The sequence below is a fragment of the Akkermansia sp. BCRC 18949 genome, assembly GCF_045011645.1.
Lineage (GTDB): Bacteria > Verrucomicrobiota > Verrucomicrobiia > Verrucomicrobiales > Akkermansiaceae > Akkermansia > Akkermansia massiliensis.
This window is the reverse complement of record NZ_CP123619.1, coordinates 1,893,006-1,908,882: the sequence shown is the minus strand read 5'-3', so window position 1 is coordinate 1,908,882 and position 15,877 is coordinate 1,893,006. Positions and strand designations below refer to the sequence as shown.

The following is a 15,877-nucleotide window of genomic DNA, read 5'->3' as shown; positions in this document are numbered from 1 at the left end:
ATGAAATCCTATTCCATTCTCGTCAATACCTGTGATTCCTTTGAAGACTGCTGGGAGCCTTTTTTCAGGCTTTGGTCCCTCTATTGGCCCGATTGCCCCGCCCGCGTCTACCTGAATACGGAGTACAAGACCTATTCCGGTCCGGAAAAAAACGTCGTTTCCCTGAGGAGCTGCGCAGGCCGCACCATTCCGGGGCGCGGGAGGGCCACGTGGAGCGAATGCCTGAAATGGGCCCTGGAGGCCATGGAAACGGATACGGTGCTTTACATGCAGGAGGATTACTTCCTGACGGCGCCGGTGGACGGCGGGGCGGTGGAAAGGTATGCGGAGCAGATGCGCGCCCATCCGGAAATTCCCTGCATCCAGTTGACGCCGGAGGGAATTCCGGCCCGCGAGCCTTCGCGGTATGAAGGCCTTTTCACCAGTGACCCGGATTATCCCTGGTATGCGTGCTGCCAGGGCTCCCTGTGGCGCAGGCAGGCGCTGCTTTCCCTGTTGAGGAAGGAGGAATCCGCCTGGAAGTTCGAATACTTCGGCAGCCGGAGGGCGAAGTATTCCCGCATGGAGTTTTTGACGGTGGACCCCTCCCTGTTTTCCCGGGAAGCGTACCAGATCATTCCCTACATTTTCACGGGCATCATCCACGGCAAATGGTACGGGCCGGTGGCGGAGCTGTTTGAACGGCACGGCATCTCCATGGATTTTTCCAGGAGGGGTTTTTTTGATCCGGAGGAAAAGCCCCCTTGCTCCGCGAGAATCAGGAATGCCGCCAGGAACTGGAAGACGTGGCGCAGCCGGCTGGAGCTCCGGTCCATGAAGCGCCGCTTCCTTCGGGAGGAGAATGCCTGCGGAGGTAATTAAACTTGTCCATGCCATGATTTCACTGATGCACCAGGGTTTGCATTTGCTGCGCCGCGTGTTTGAGCGCTGTTCCGGCAGGGAGGAACTGCGTCCCCCTTCCTGTGAGCTGAACGCGGACGCGGCTTCCGCGATGATTGAGGACCTTCTCCGCTCCGGCCGTCCCGCCATGGTGGGACGGTTTGGCTGCACGGAAATGTCCTGCCTGCATAATTATCTGGAAATTGGGAAGGCGGGCAGGAATCCGCTGGACTACATCACGGGCCGGAGGGACCAGTGGTGGTGGAATAAAAACATCATGAGGCAGATGAGGGAGTGGTCCGGCTTTTTCCCGGCCGCGCCGGAGTATCTGGCCCGTTTCTGCGAGCTGATGCTGCGTGACATGATGGAACTGGATATCCTGGGAAGCTGGCTTCCGTATGAACGGGAGGTGATGCCCATGATCCGGGACGTTCCCCGCGTGCGCCTGCTGAATCTGGAGCCTTACTGGTCTTCCCGGCCATGGAGCAGGGCCCTGGAGGGAAGGAAGGTGCTGGTGGTCCATCCTTTCGCGGAAAGCATCACGCTCCAATATGAACGGAACAGGGAAAGGATTTTTGAAAACCCGGAGGTTCTTCCTTCCTTTTCCCTGGAGACGCTGGCCGCCGTCCAGAGCCTGGGCGCGGGGCCGGACCGTTTTGCCGACTGGTTTGAAGCCCTGGCATGGATGGAGGGGGAGATGGACCGCCGGGATTACGATGTGTGCCTCATCGGGTGCGGGGCTTACGGCTTTCATCTGGCGGCCCATGCCAAGAGGAGGGGCAGGCAGGCCGTGCATCTCGGCGGGGCTCTTCAACTGCTGTTCGGCCTGCGGGGCAGACGCTGGGAAGACCCTGCCTACGGGGCCGATCCCGGCGCTCCCAAACATGATTATTCCCGGCTTTTCAATGACGCGTGGGCGAGGCCGGGAAGAGAGGAGACGGTAGGCCACGCCAGCCGTGTGGAGGGGGGGTGCTACTGGTGAAGAACATGAACGCTCCGGAAAAAGGGATGAACGTGCTCTGGCTGTCCAATATCCTGTTTCCCGAACCGTGCCGGATGCTTGGGCTTCCGGAACCGGTTCTGGGAGGCTGGATGTACGCGGGAGCGCAGGAGCTGATGAAAGCCGCCCCGGATTTAAAGCTGGCCGCCGTCATGTTTTACCCGGGGCGCACCCTGCGCCGCCTGGACGGGGAGGCCATGACCTATTACCTGGTTCCCGCCCCTGCGGACATGGGGGTTTACAGGAAGGAACTGGAACCCTGTTTCCGGGAAATCAGGGATATATTCAGCCCGGACGTGGTCCATATCCGCGGTTCCGAATACCCGCACTCCCTGGCCTGGGTGCAGGCCTGCGGGGCGGAACGCACGGCCGTTTCCATCCAGGGGCTGTCTTCCGTCTGCGCCGGGTTCTATATGGGCGGCATTCCTGCCCGGGAACTCGTGAAATCCGTTACCTTCCGCGATCTGCTGCGCCGCGACACGCTTTTTGCCCAGCAGCGGAAGATCAAGGCGCGCGGAAGATACGAACGGGAGCTGTTCGGCAAGGTGCGCCATGTAATCGGATGTACCGCCTGGGACCGTTCCCACGCATGGGCCATGAACCCCGCGGCGCGGTACCATGTTCTCCAGCCCACGCTCAGGGAACCCTTTTACCGTCATGAATGGGATGCCGGAGCGTGCGAAAAGCATACGATTTTTCTCAGCCAGTCCCACTACCCCCTGAAAGGATTCCACAAGGTGGTGGAGGCTCTTCCCCTGGTCTTGCGGCATTATCCTGACGCCAGGGTGAAGGTGGTCGGACCGGACATCCTGTCAGTCCCTGCGTGGCGCAGGAACGGCTACGCCCGTTATTTGGGAAACCTGATGGAACGGCTGGGAGTCCGGGACCGTTTCCGCTGGCTGGGACGTCTGGACGCGGAGCAGATGGGCAGCCAATTCCGGAAGGCGCATGTCTTCGTTTGCCCCTCCATGATTGAAAATGAGTCCAATTCACTGGGGGAAGCCCAGATGGTGGGCACTCCCTGCATCGCGTCCTATGCCGGGGGGATGATGGATTCCGTGTCCGACGGGGAAACGGGTTTCCTGTACCGGTTTGAAGAGACGGAAATGCTGGCCATGCTGGTGTGCCGCCTGTTCGGGGACATGGATTTGTGCAGGCGTCTTTCCTTCCGCGGAAGGCAGGCCTCTCTGGAGCGCCATGACCGTTCCGCGAATGCGGAACAACTGAAGCGCATTTACGGGAGCATCGCCGGAGAGGCCGGGAACGGGACGGAGGAACATGAAGGAAAGGGAAGGGAGGGGGCCGCATGCAGCAATTGATTTATCTTGCCAGGAAAGCCGTGCTCCGCTGCTGGGCCGTCTGCCTGCATCCCCTTCACAATTGGTATGCCAGGTGGCTCCTGTATGCCGGCAATGCGGTTTACGGCCCCGGCCTCTGTTCGTTCGGCATTCCGGACGTCAGGATATCCAGGGGAAGCCGCCGCCGATCCGTGCCGTGCCGCATAGGAAGGGAATTTACCATGCGGAACGGCTCCCACGGCGTCTCCCGTTCCTCCCAGCGCTGCCTGATTTCCGTGGACCGGGACGGCGTGCTGCGCATCGGCAACCGGGTGGGCATCAGCAATACCGTGATTATCTGCACGCAGTCGGTGACGATCGGAGACGATGTAAAGGCCGGATTCGGAGTCCACATCATGGATACGGATTTCCACGCGTTGGACCCGGAAGCCAGGCGGGGAGCGGAGGACAGGCTTCTGCGCCGGTCCGCTCCCGTCAGGATTGGGAACAACGTCTTCCTGGGTGCCGGAACCTTCATTTTGAAAGGCGTTTCCATCGGGGACAACGCCGTCGTGGGAGCCCGTTCCGTGGTAACGCGTTCCATCCCTTCCAATGAGGTATGGGCGGGAAATCCGGCGCGCCGCATCCGCCGTGCGGAGGAGGGGAAAGCTTCTCCGGTGATGGAAAGGAGCGCGCATGCGTAATACGGCCCTTTCATGTCAGGCGAATGAAAGGCCGCCCCTTGATGGGAAATCCCGCCTTCCTTCAAGCATCCGGGTAGTGCTCCCCTTCATCATCCTGGTGAAGGCCATGATCATGTTGTCCATGTACTCGTCCGCCGCCGTCCTTCACCCGATTTGTACGGAACAGGCCATTTCCCTTTCCTCCGTCCTCCTGCTGGCGGTGTCCTTCGTCATCATGCGGAAGTATTTCCGGAGGGAGGACGCCCCCGTCTATCCCCTCTTTTCCATTTATTTCCTGTGGGTATTCATTTGCTGCCTGCGGGGCGTCTTCGCCGTGGACGGCTACTGGTCCGCGCGGGCTCTGGTGACGAATGCCCCCACGCTTTTCATTCCCGTGCTGGTTTACGTGTTCAGCCTGCCGGAGGTGACGCGGCAGGTCCTGTCCGTCTGGTTCAAGGTGTTCATCCCCGTTTTTTTCCTGTTCATGTTCACCCTTAATCCGGACTTTTACGCCTCCCTGCTGAATCCCCTGCTGATGCTGGTGCCGTGGCTGCCCCTGCTGCCCCGGAAATGGAAGCTGGTGGTGCTGGTCATGGCATGCCTGATGGTGTGCGTCAGCATGGGAGCCAGGAGCCAGATTTTAAAGGCGCTGGTGGCTCTGTCCCTGCTGGCCGTCTATTGCGGCAGGGATTTGCTCAAGGACTGCTTTTACAGGATGATGCGGCACGCCCTGTTTTTAATTCCCTCCCTCTTTCTCGCCCTCGGGCTGGGCGGCGTCTTCAATGTCCTGGACGTCGGCTCCTACGCCGGAGCGCCGGGAAGTTCCGTGGAGGACGACCTGCTGGCGGATTCCCGCAGCATCGTCTTTGAAGAGGTGGCTTCTTCCTCCCTGAAGGACGGCTGCATTTTGCTGGGGCGCACCCCGGCGCAGGGGTATGAAACCAGTTTCCAGATGTCCAGTGATGAGCGCCAGTCCTACCATGACCAGAAGCGCCGCGCCTGGTGCGAACCCGTCCTCCTCAATATTTTCGCCTGGACGGGGGTGGTTGGGCTCTTCCTTTACACGGGATTTTACTGGCAGGCCTCCTATCTGGCCATTTACCGCTCCAACAACCGCTGGATGAAATTGCTGGGAGTGTTCGTGGCCTTCCGCTGGCTCTGGGGATGGCTGGAGGATACCAACTTCAATCTGGATATCATGAACATCTCCCTGTGGATGATGATCGCCATGTGCTATTCCAGCCGCTTCCGGGCCATGACGGACGGCGAGCTTCACGAATGGGTGGAAAGCATCTTCCGCCGCCGTTCCTCCAACCCTTTCCCCTCCATACGCATTCCATGAAAACTGACGCTGCCTCCGGAAAAAAACTTGCGGTCCTGATGACGTGCCACAACCGCAGGGAAAAAACGCTCCGCTCCCTTGCCGCCCTGTTCTCCGCACTGCCGGAAGCGGAGCTGGACGTCTCCGTGCATTTGGTGGATGACGGTTCCTCCGACGGCACCGGAGACGCCGTGCGGCAGGCTTACCCCTCCGTTTCCGTCATCACGGGGGACGGAACCCTGTTCTGGAACCGGGGAATGAGGACGGCATGGGAGGACGCCCTGAAGAAGGATGCGGATTTCTACCTGTGGCTGAATGATGATACCGTGCTTCATCCGTTTGCCGTAAGCCATCTATTGGAAGCCTCCCTCCGGATGGAACACGCCGCCGTCATCTGCGGCTCCACCTGCCATCCCGGCACGGATGACTGGACTTATGGAGGCACGGCGGGCGGGAAGCCCGTTATTCCGGATGGAACCCTGAGGGAGTGCGAATTATGCCACGGGAACATTCTGTGGGTGCCGCGGCGGGTGGTGGAGCGCATAGGCATTCTGGACGGGTTCTACCTGCACGCGCTGGGGGATTACGATTATTCCCGTACGGCGCGCGAACGCGGAATAAAGCTGCGGGTGGCCCCCGCCTGCCTGGGGACTTGCGAACGGCATGACAAGGCCGTTGCCTGGACGGACCGGAAGGTGCCCCTGGCAGGGAGGATCCGCAATTTGTATTCCCCGCTGGGGAATGCCCAGCCCAGGTACTATTTCCATTACGTCCGCAGGCACGACGGCCTGCTGGCCGCGTGCAAGGCCATGATCTGCATGCATGTACGAGTTTTTTTCCCCTTCTTATGGACAGCAACGAAATAGACTGGGTTTTCCAGACGGATGACGAAGAGGTGCTGGAGACGTACAGGACCCGCGACAATTACCTCATGGAGCGTTCTCCGGAGGGGGATGATTCGCGGTGCGCCGTTTATTTCAGCAGCAACGACCTGTATTTTCCCAACAACCGCGCCCGGTTCCATGAACGGGTCACCCTGCGGAATACGTTTGAATGGTTCGGAACCAGGGTTCCGGGCTGCGGAAGGCACATCTTCATCCGGGACGTTTTCAAGCAATGGTACCTGGGCGGCATCAACAGCCGCCTGAATTCTCCGGAAAAGGTGCTGAAGTGGCTTGAAAACGAGACGAAAGGCTGCCGGGTAACGATGGTGGGCAGTTCCTCGGGAGGCTATGCCGCCGTTCTCTTCGGCTCCCTGCTGCATGCGGAGCGCGTTTTCTCCTTCAACGGCTATTTTGACCTTGCGCCGGAAACGGAAATGGAAGACGCCGCCAGAATCAATCCCCTCTTGGTACGGTACGGGAACGACCCGGAACGGGCGCCTTTTTACCGCCTGGCCCCTTTTCTGCATGCGGAGACCCCCGTTTATTATTTCCACTCCCTGTTTTCTCCCATTGACCGCAGGCAAAGGGAGCTTCTGGGCGGCTGCCGGGGAGTGCACGTCATCCCCTTTCATTCCCGCCGCCACGGAATCCCCTTCCTCAAATGCTGTTTAAGCCGCCTTTTCCTGTGCTCCGATGAGGAGCTGCTGGAGCTGTGCGGCGCAATTCAACGGCCCTTGCGGTTTTCCCTGCGGTATGCGGGCGTCCGGAAGACGGTTTCCGGCTTCTTCAGGCAAGCGTGGCAATATTACAGGAAAAGGCACTGAACCATGAACGGCAACAAACGGAAACTTATGGTCTTTCATCAATACCTGGCGCCTTACCGCATTGATTTTTTCAATGCGCTGGCCCGGATTGGAGAGATGGAGGTATTTTTTGAATATGAAAATTCTCCGGACCACCACTACAACAGGCCGGAAATGGAAGCCCGCTGCGCGTTCCGCCCCCGCTACCTGAACCATGTTCGCGTGGCGGGGAGGCGCATCCCCTCCGGCCTTGCGCGCGTTCTGCGGCACGGACGGCCCGATCTGGTGATCGTTCCGGAGTTTTCCATTCTGGCTCTGGAGGTATGCCTGCTGCGCGCGGTTTGCCGCTGGAAATTCAAAATCGTCAGCATTTGCGATGACAGCATGGACATGATCCGCGGAAATGAATTGTCCCGCATGCATGCGCTGGCGCGGAAGGCGGCGATGCCGGTGATGGACGATGTGATTCTCCCGGACAGGGAGGCATGCCGCTGGTACCGGGAACATTATGGAAAGGGCGTCTTTTTTCCGATTGTCAGGGATGAACGGGCATTCCGGGAACAATGCCGGGAAACGCTTTCCATGAGCCATTCCATGCAGCGGGAATACGGCCTGCACGGAAAACGGGTGGTCCTGTATGTGGGGCGCCTGGCCCCGGAGAAGAATCTGGAATGCCTGGTCAGGGCGGCCGCGGCCCTTCCGGAGGACGCCGTTCTGGTGATTGCGGGGTCGGGAAGCCTGGGCACGGCCTTGCAGGATCTGGCCGTCCGGCTGAAAGTCAGCGCCATTTTTACCGGCTGGCTGGAAGGCGAACGCCTGGCGGCCTGGTACAATCTGGCCGACGTCTTTGTTCTTCCCAGCCTGGTGGAACCGTTTGGGGCGGTTGTCAATGATGCCCTGGCTGCCGGGTGTTTCTGCCTGGTTTCCGGGCGCTGCGGCTCCGCCTGCCTGGTCCGCCGGGGCTGGAATGGGGAATTGTTCGATCCGGAAGATGAAAAGGGGCTGGCCTCTCTTCTCCGGAAAACCTGCCTGGACCGCGGCGGCAGTCCGTCCCCTCCGCGCCTGAAAGAATGCCTGATGCCTGCGGGATTCCGGGAATACGTCAACCATCTCATGGAACATATTGTACGATGAATGCTTCCGCCAATGCCGCCCCGGGCAGGTCCCGGCCCATCCTGTTTCTGCGTTCCCTGGCTAACGGAGTGCGCAGTTTCATACGGTTCCGCCTTCTTCAACGCTGGGTCACCGTGGAGGGAATGACCAGGATAGGAAGGCATGTGCATCTGAATTCCCCGCACAAACGGATCATTTTCGGGAACAGGGTGCAGTTGGGGCCATACTGCCATGTCTCCTGCGATATACGTTTTGGGAACAGCGTGTTGTGCGCCGCCCGCGTTTCATTCATCGGAAGAAGGGACCATTCCTTTAACAGGCCCGGTTGCGCCATCTGGGATTCCCCCCGGAACTGGGAGGACGGCATGACGGTCATCGGCAGCGACGTGTGGATTGGGCACGGCGCCGTCATCCTGGGAGGCGTTTGCGTAGGGGACGGGGCCATTGTAGCGGCAGGCGCCGTCGTGACCGGAGACGTGCCGCCCATGACCGTGGTGGGCGGCAATCCTGCCCGGGTCATCCGCCGCCGCTTTGCCGCCCCGGAAGAGGAGGAAAGGCACCGGAACTACCTTAATTCCATCAAATAGACAAGCCATGATGCAAATCCTGATTAACGCTTATGCCGTCAACCCGGACTGGGGCAGCGAACCCGGCATGGGGTGGAACTGGGTCATCCACCTGGCCATGCACTGCAAGGTGCATGTGATTACGGAGGGGGAATGGAGGGAAAACATAGAACGGGAGCTCGCCCGCCTTCCCCAGGCCGGCAACATCGTGTTCCATTATCTTCCCGTACCGGAAAAAATTCGCCGGATGTGCTGGGACCAGGGGGACTGGCGTTTTTACCGCCATTACAAAAAATGGCAGGAACGGGCGCTTGCGCTGGCGCGGCGCATCATGGCGGAAAACCGCATAGACGTCATTCACCAGTTGAACATGATAGGCTTCCGGGAGCCGGGGATGCTGTGGAAAATCGGGGGAATTCCCTACATATGGGGACCGGTGGGGGGAATGGAAAATACGCCGGTGGCCTACTTGCGGGAAAGCGGCTGGGGGCAGGTGGGGAAGACGGCATTGAAAAACGTGATCAATACCGTGCAGGCCAGGTTCCAGCCCAGGGTGCGGAAAGCCATGAAGCGCGCTGACGCCGTGCTGGCTTCCGTTCAGGGAGTGCGGGAGAAAATGGAACGGTACCATCGCCGGGAAGCGCTGCTGATGAGCGAAACCGGCTGCGCCGCGCCGAAGGAGAAAGTGCGGAGGGCAACGGACGGCGGACAATTCAGGCTGCTGTGGGCAGGCCGCATGATACCCAGCAAGCAGTTGGCCCTGGCATTACAAACCCTCACCCATCTCCGGGATTTGCCGGAGCTGAAGCTGCATATCTGCGGGGGAGGGGAGAGGGGGCGGGGCTACCGGAACCTTGCGGAACGGCTGGGCGTGGCGGGGCAATGCGTGTGGCACGGCACAGTCTCCAATGAAAAGGTTCAATCACTCATGCGGGAAAGCGACCTCTTTTTCTTTACCAGCATCATGGAAGCAACCTCAACCGTGCTTGTGGAAGCCCTGATGAACCGCCTGCCCGTGCTCTGCTTTGATACCTGCGGCATGGGAACCATCGTGGATGAAACCGTGGGATGCAAGATACCCCTGACCCGTCCCGGACGGTCCGCCCGGGACTTTGCGGAACGCATCCGTTTCTTTTTCCATCACAGGGAGGTCCTGCGGGATATGGATGAAGCGTTTTACACCAGGCAGAGGGAACTGGACTGGAACCGCAAGGCGGAAAGGATGGCCGGCATTTACCGCGAAGTTTTGAAGGCCCGTCAACATTGACCATGAGTGAAAACCGTATGGAGACCTATTTCAACATCAGATACGAATTTGACCGTGAACGCGTTTTCCGGCGCATGGACGAAGTGCTCCGTTCCGGGGGCGCCGGATACATCTGCGTGGCGGACGGCCATGTACTTTCCGAGGTACAGCGCAACCGGGAATACAGGAATGTGCTGAATGGAGCGCTCCTGACCATTTGCGACAGCGGCTGGGTGCCCGTCTACCTGAAATGGCTGCTGCATGCGGACAGGCCCCAATACTGCGGCGCCCAGATTTTCAGCGACGCCATCGGCATGAAAAAATACAGAATGATGTTCCTGGGAGGAAACCGCGAGACGCTGGATGCCCTTCGCCGGACCCTGGAACGGGAAGATCCCCGCGTGAAGCACATGCCTTTTGAGGAATTGCCGTTCTGCCCTGTGGATGAATTTGACTACGCGGCTATTGCCGGGAGAATCAATGAATACCTGCCGGACATCGTCTGGGTTTCCCTGGGCGCTCCCAAGCAGGAAATATTCATGAACAGGCTGTGCCCCCATCTTCAACGGGGGGTTATGGTGGCCGTGGGCGCCGTCTTTAACTTCGCCTCCGGGCGGCATATCAGAAGGGCCCCTGCCTGGATGGTGGACTGCAGGCTGGAATTTCTCTACCGCATTTTTAATGAACCCCGCAAGCAAATGAAACGCTGCTGGAAAATAATCTCTGTCCTGCCCTGGATTTTTATCCGTGAAAAACAACGGCAAAAGGCGGCCAGGCCGGCTGCCGCCTCCGGAAGGGAAAGAAAAGCGCCCCCTCTTCCCTGTACGCTGGTTTCATGTTTCGGCCGGCTTCCCGGCAACATGGATGACCTGCTGGCTGACTGGGGCAGGGAAGAAGGCAGGAAATTCATCATTGTCAGCGACGATGCGAGGTTCTGGAACCTGCCCTTCAACGCCAGCCTGGTGCCGATGGCTTTTTGCGAACTCCAGTCCCTGGTAAGGAAAAAACTGGGAAGACGGCATCAAATTAACGTTCCGGAGGACCTCCCGCTGCTTCTGCCGCAATATCCGGTTCTCTTTGAGGACTATGTGGAAGGGAACCGGGAATTGGAAACAATAGCTCTGGAATGGGAGGCCGGTTCCTCCCATGCACCGGTTCCCGCCGCTCCGGTTTAATGCTTACCCCTCTCCATATAGCAACATCCACACCTTAATACATTTCAACGATGGCTACCAAAATATTCGTCTCCGGTTTTTACGACATCATTCATGCCGGGCATATCCAGTTCTTCCGTGAAGCGCGTTCGCTGGGAGATTTCCTCATCGTCTCCTTCGCCTCCGGGCAGGTGCTCTGGAAAAGCAAGCGCAGAAAACCATCCATCCCGGACGACCATAAAAAAGTGATTCTGGAAAGCCTGTGCATGGTGGACAAGGTGGTCTGCGGAGAACATCTGGAGCCGGGAATGGATTTTGAACACGTTTTCCTGAAAGAACGGCCCGATATCCTGGCTGTTACGGAAGATGACTGTTACGGCGACCTTAAAAGGGAACTGTGCGCAAGAATTGGAGCGCGGTATGTGGTGCTTCCCAAAACGCCTCCCTGTTCCGAACAGATTTCCACCACCCAGCTGGTGAACAGAATCAAGGCCCCGCTTAGCGTTCCCCTGCGCGTGGACTTTGCGGGGGGCTGGCTGGACGTTCCCAGGCATGCGCGGCAGGGGGCGTACATTGTCAACTGCGCCATCAGTCCGTTTGTATCCCTGGACCACTGGCCCTATGAACTCCGGTCCGGACTGGGAGGCAGCGGAGCCTGGGCCATGCTGCAGGGCCGGGACCCCGTCCAGTCGGAACTTGCCCTGGGGGTTGGCTGGCAGGATCCGGCCGTGATTGCGGAAACGGGGCTGTGCGTCTGGCGTTCCGGCGCCGTTCCCGTGCTGGACATCAAGAGCACCGGTGACTTTCTGGCCGGGAAAATGGCGGTCTTCCACACCGGGCATGACCATGATACGCCGGGAATGGCTGACGGGTGCAGGGACTATGCCCGCATCGCCCAGTCTTCCCTGATTGCCCGCGCCGGAGTGATGGAGCGCAGCATTCATGAACTGGCTGCCGGAGTGGCGCTGTACCATAGCGTGCAGCTCCAGGAGGGGATGGCCCCCCTTCCAGCACTGGGGGAGGAGCTGGCGAAGAAATACCTGGGAGGCGGGTTCGGCGGATATGCCCTGTACCTGTTCGCTTCCCGGGAGGACAGGGACGGGGCGGTGCGTCTTCATGACGGCATGAGGGCTGTGGAGCCGTATTGCAAAAGCCCTTTCTGATTCTTTTTGCCGGAATGAAAATGTCCATGGTTGAAGAATACTCTCCGGACATGGAGCCGGAAAAGGCGCAGGCTGCCCGTCCGGGGGCCGTTCCCGGGACGCCGCCGAGGGAATGCTGGCTTGACCTGGGCAGGGTGGTTGGCCTGTTCTTCATCGTCCTTTTTCATGCTGGGGGAAACGGGGCGGAATTCCCTCTCTTCTTCCAGCGGGTGCCTTTTCTGTTCATGGCGGCGGCCTACTTTGTGGGACGCAGGAAAATGTTCGACTGGCGCCATTCCCCGTGCAGGTACGTTTTATTTTATCTGGCATGGAACGGCGCGGCTTTTCTGGAAGCGTTCTTCAGACATTGGATTTATTTAAGCCTGGGCCATTCAAGCACGTGGGACTGGAGCAGCCTGCCCTGGAAGCTGACGGGAGTGGGAACCACCTTCCCCTACGACGGCCCCCTGTGGTTCCTGAAATACGTGATGGCGCTGAGCCTGCTCTCTCCGCTTTTATTTGCCCTCGGAAAAAGGAAGCTGCTGATTCCCGCGACGATAGCCGTTCTCTTCTCCGTGGTGCTGTTTCCGGAGATCAACGCGCTGTTTTCCGACCCTCCCCGGGTTCCGTGGGCGGACTCCCTGGCCTTTTTCATGCTGGGGTTCTGCCTTTCCTCCCTGACGCTGGGAGAGATTAAGCTGTTCCTGAAAAAAATAAGTTACTTTTCCCTTCCCGCGTGGGCGGCAATAGCGTGGATGAACCATGGCGGCGTCATCTCCACGGAAACCCTGCACACCATCCCCTGCTGGATTCCAGGGATTCTGGGGCTGGGCTCCCTGTGCGTTCTGCTGGCGGAAAAGAAGTTCTTTCGTAAAATCGCTCAGGCATGCGCTCCCCTCTTTTTCTTCATTTATGCCGTCCATTGCCTGATCCTTCCCTGGTTGATGCCGCTCCTGTCAAGAATCCTGCCTGAGGGAATCCCTTCTGACCTGGTTGCTGCGGTCCTGGTATTTGCGGGAGCATTCTTTCTTCATCGGCAGGTGGTCCGGCATTACCCCGGCTGGGAATACCTGATCTTTGCCCAAAAGCGGAAAAAGCCGGTGACTGACGGGCAGGAAAAGGAGATAGTTGCCGCCGCCTTTTCCCAGTCTGCTTCCATCAATGAGCCCCCTCTTTAGAGGTCTTCCCATTTCTCCTTTGCCGCGCTCAATATCCCTTCTTCTAATGGACAAACCTTTTCTGGCGGCTCGCTTCATGGCTTCATTCAGAGTGGAGTTTTTATTCGAACGGCAATTTGAGATTCCAATTCCGAAGGGCCTCCGGCATTCGTCAAATGACGTACTGAGGCCTGCACGTTCCCGGGCAATCTTTGACGGCAACCCCGTGCGGAACCGCCGCCGTCTGGATGCCAGAAGACATGCCCATTTCAGCCCGGATGATGGAATGGCCCGGAGGGAGATGAAAGAATATTATTGTTAACAGAGTATTATCAATATACGGCTAAAAAATACCCCTTATTGATTTAAAAAAATGACTGCCTTTATTCAACTTCGCGCCCTGTTGCTCTGTGGTTTGCTGGGGTACCCGGCTGTCGCGTGTGGAAAAGGAAAGGAAGGCGTGTCCGTCATGGTTCCGGAACAGGCTTCCCGCGGAGTGCTGGTGGAGATGGCGGTCAAGGTAAGGCCCTCCGGCCGGCAACTGGATTACCAGCAGCGGGAAATGCTGGGTTTTATCCATTTCGGCATGAACACGTTTACCGGAGCGGAATGGGGAACCGGAAAGGAGGAGCCTGCAATTTTCAATCCTTCCCGGCTGGACGCCCGTTCCTGGGTAAAAACGTTCAAGGATGCCGGTGTAACGGGAGTGATCTTTGTAGCGAAGCATCATGACGGATTCTGCATGTGGCCCACCAAATGGACGGATCACAACATTTCCCGTTCTCCCTACAAGGGAGGAAAAGGAGACCTGGTCCGGGAAGTCTCCGCGGCCTGCCGGGAACTGGGCATGAAATTCTGCATCTACCTTTCCCCGTGGGACATGCATGAAAAAAGCTTTGGGACGGAAAAGTACAATGATTTCTACGTCAAGCAACTGGAAGAGCTGCTGACCAATTACGGCCCGGTTTATCTTTTATGGTTTGACGGCGCCGGGGTGGAGAGCAAAGTCAATGGGAAACAGACTCCCTTCGACTGGGAGAGGATCTTTAAAAAGGCCAGGGAATTGCAGCCGGAAGTTCTTCTTTCCGGGGCGGCTCCCGATGTTCGGTGGGGCGGGAACGAGATGGGGCGCGGGCGGGAAACGGAATGGTGCGTCCAGGGGGTTACGGCTTCGTCACGCCTGTTTGGCGGAAATAATGTGGGGATTCGGGCTAAAGACAGGAATCTGGGTTCCATTGACAGCCTGGCGGGGAAAAAGCAGCTCGTCTGGTACCCTTCACGGGCAGGCCTTCCCATCCGCAAAGGCTGGTTTTACCATGAGCGCGACGACAAATCCATCAAGTCCCTTGATTACCTGGTGGACTGTTATTTTTCAACGGTCGGGCAAAACTCCAATGTTCTTCCCAACCTCTCTCCCAATAAGGAAGGAATCATTCCGGAAGCGGACGCCAGGAGGATGATTCAATTCGGACGGGTGATTGAAAAGATGAAAAAAAACGACTTGGCCAAAGGCGCGCGGGCGAAAGCCCTTTCCGGGTGGTCCGGAAATCCGGACTCCGGACTCTTGTTTGACAACAACCCTTTTACAGGCTGGGCCACTGCCGATGGCACAACCCGGGCGGAGGTTGAAATCCAGTTGCCCGGAAAGAAAGAATTCAACGTCATCAAGCTTCAGGAAAATGTCCGTGACTACGGCCAGCGTGTGGAGCGCTTTGCCGTGGATGCGTGGCTGGACGGCCAATGGAAACCCTTGGCTGAAAGTACCACCATCGGATTTTGTAAAATGATCAGGCTGCCGAAGGCGGTGAAGGCTGATCAATTGAGGATACGCTTTCTGGATTCCCGCAAATCCATTTCATTCAGCAATTTCTCGTTGTATTACCTGGCTCCTTTCTCAACGGAGGACAACCTGGAGGCCGTCCGGAAACTGGACAGGAAGACATGGAAAATAACCGTTGCCGGGAAAAACCTTCCCACAGCCCAGTTGGAGCGGCTGAAAGACGGAAAAACGGATACTTATGTGGAAATTGGCCTGCCCCCCCAGGGATGCGACATTATTATTGATACGGGAAAAGTGCAGAAAATTGCCGGGTTGATTTATACGCCTGTGATGGAAGGCGGCCCGGGCCATATTGAAATGTATGATATCCGTCTCAGCAGGGATGGCAAAACATGGGGAAAGCCGGTGGCTTCCGGCCGTTTCGGCAATATCGTCAACAACCCGGTGGAACAGGAGGTCAATTTTGTTCCCGTTGAAGCTAGATTCGTCAAATTCAGCGCTAAAAAGGGTGCCGACGGAGCACGTAAAGCGGCTGTTGCCGAGTTGGATTTGCTTTAACATGGCCTATAAGGGCCTTTCTACGAGGAAAAAGAGGGAAAGGGAAACCAGGCAAATGGAAATTTGGTTCTTGCTCCGGTGTGCTTCAACAGGAAGAAGGATGCTAGGTTTCTCCATGAAGCAACCAGGCGGCCCATGTAAAAAGGAAGCGCCCCAAATGTTTTTCCGCTTACCATGCTTGCATTAACGGCTAACATATCCGCCGGCTCTGCAATCGTGGCGCGTTGAAGGTAGGGGAAGGGACACTTCAATTTCTATAGGAAGATTATCCTGACGGCCGTATTCCCGGACAGGAACGGCTTCGTTCAGTCTCG

General features: G+C 58.0%; 13 protein-coding genes and 1 pseudogene. All 14 read left to right on the top strand.

Translation table 11 applies throughout. The features are described from left to right. The 14 genes and pseudogenes from P8A25_RS08020 (at position 1) to P8A25_RS07955 (ending at position 15,563) form a co-directional block, all read left to right on the top strand. Positions 1 to 861 carry a hypothetical protein gene (locus P8A25_RS08020; RefSeq protein ID WP_215443090.1) on the top strand — a complete coding sequence of 287 codons (861 nt, stop codon included), beginning with the start codon at positions 1 to 3 and terminating at the stop codon, positions 859 to 861. Between the two features lie 13 nt (positions 862 to 874). After that, a complete protein-coding gene (locus tag P8A25_RS08015; protein ID WP_215443088.1) occupies positions 875 to 1,861 on the top strand; it encodes a hypothetical protein in 987 nt (328 codons plus the stop codon). A gap of 5 nt (positions 1,862 to 1,866) precedes the next feature. After that, the gene (locus P8A25_RS08010) at positions 1,867 to 3,198 is read left to right on the top strand and encodes a glycosyltransferase (RefSeq protein WP_215443086.1); all 1,332 of its coding nucleotides are present in this window, start codon (positions 1,867 to 1,869) and stop codon (positions 3,196 to 3,198) included. After that, positions 3,186 to 3,860: an acyltransferase gene (locus tag P8A25_RS08005; protein WP_215443084.1), complete on the top strand. Its 675-nt coding sequence runs from the start codon at positions 3,186 to 3,188 to the stop codon at positions 3,858 to 3,860. Before P8A25_RS08010 ends, P8A25_RS08005 begins: the two co-directional genes overlap by 13 nt. Continuing rightward, the gene (locus P8A25_RS08000) at positions 3,853 to 5,181 is read left to right on the top strand and encodes a hypothetical protein (RefSeq protein ID WP_215443082.1); all 1,329 of its coding nucleotides are present in this window, start codon (positions 3,853 to 3,855) and stop codon (positions 5,179 to 5,181) included. The genes P8A25_RS08005 and P8A25_RS08000 overlap by 8 nt, the downstream gene beginning before the upstream one ends. Then, positions 5,178 to 6,026, top strand: coding sequence for a glycosyltransferase family 2 protein (locus P8A25_RS07995; RefSeq protein WP_180972982.1), 849 nt, complete (start codon positions 5,178 to 5,180; stop codon positions 6,024 to 6,026). Before P8A25_RS08000 ends, P8A25_RS07995 begins: the two co-directional genes overlap by 4 nt. After that, complete coding sequence (locus P8A25_RS07990; RefSeq protein ID WP_215443080.1) at positions 6,008 to 6,868, top strand: hypothetical protein; 861 nt, start codon at positions 6,008 to 6,010, stop codon at positions 6,866 to 6,868. Before P8A25_RS07995 ends, P8A25_RS07990 begins: the two co-directional genes overlap by 19 nt. A 27-nt stretch (positions 6,869 to 6,895) precedes the next feature. Next, positions 6,896 to 7,981 (top strand): glycosyltransferase family 4 protein, encoded by a 1,086-nt coding sequence (locus P8A25_RS07985; RefSeq protein ID WP_215443078.1) that lies wholly within the window; start codon positions 6,896 to 6,898, stop codon positions 7,979 to 7,981. Positions 7,982 to 8,322: 341 nt separating this feature from the next. Then, a pseudogene (locus tag P8A25_RS07980) lies at positions 8,323 to 8,493 on the top strand (DapH/DapD/GlmU-related protein); the annotation flags it as partial. A gap of 61 nt (positions 8,494 to 8,554) precedes the next feature. After that, the gene (locus P8A25_RS07975; protein ID WP_102721777.1) at positions 8,555 to 9,793 is read left to right on the top strand and encodes a glycosyltransferase family 4 protein; all 1,239 of its coding nucleotides are present in this window, start codon (positions 8,555 to 8,557) and stop codon (positions 9,791 to 9,793) included. A gap of 2 nt (positions 9,794 to 9,795) precedes the next feature. Further along, positions 9,796 to 10,947 (top strand): WecB/TagA/CpsF family glycosyltransferase, encoded by a 1,152-nt coding sequence (locus P8A25_RS07970; RefSeq protein WP_215443074.1) that lies wholly within the window; start codon positions 9,796 to 9,798, stop codon positions 10,945 to 10,947. 50 nt (positions 10,948 to 10,997) lie between these two features. Then, positions 10,998 to 12,089 carry an adenylyltransferase/cytidyltransferase family protein gene (locus tag P8A25_RS07965; RefSeq protein ID WP_102727472.1) on the top strand — a complete coding sequence of 364 codons (1,092 nt, stop codon included), beginning with the start codon at positions 10,998 to 11,000 and terminating at the stop codon, positions 12,087 to 12,089. A gap of 14 nt (positions 12,090 to 12,103) precedes the next feature. Next, on the top strand, positions 12,104 to 13,246 hold the full coding sequence (locus tag P8A25_RS07960; protein WP_404838651.1) for an acyltransferase: 1,143 nt from the start codon (positions 12,104 to 12,106) through the stop codon (positions 13,244 to 13,246). Between the two features lie 352 nt (positions 13,247 to 13,598). After that, the gene (locus P8A25_RS07955; RefSeq protein WP_215443070.1) at positions 13,599 to 15,563 is read left to right on the top strand and encodes an alpha-L-fucosidase; all 1,965 of its coding nucleotides are present in this window, start codon (positions 13,599 to 13,601) and stop codon (positions 15,561 to 15,563) included. The last annotated feature ends 314 nt before the right edge of the window (positions 15,564 to 15,877 follow it).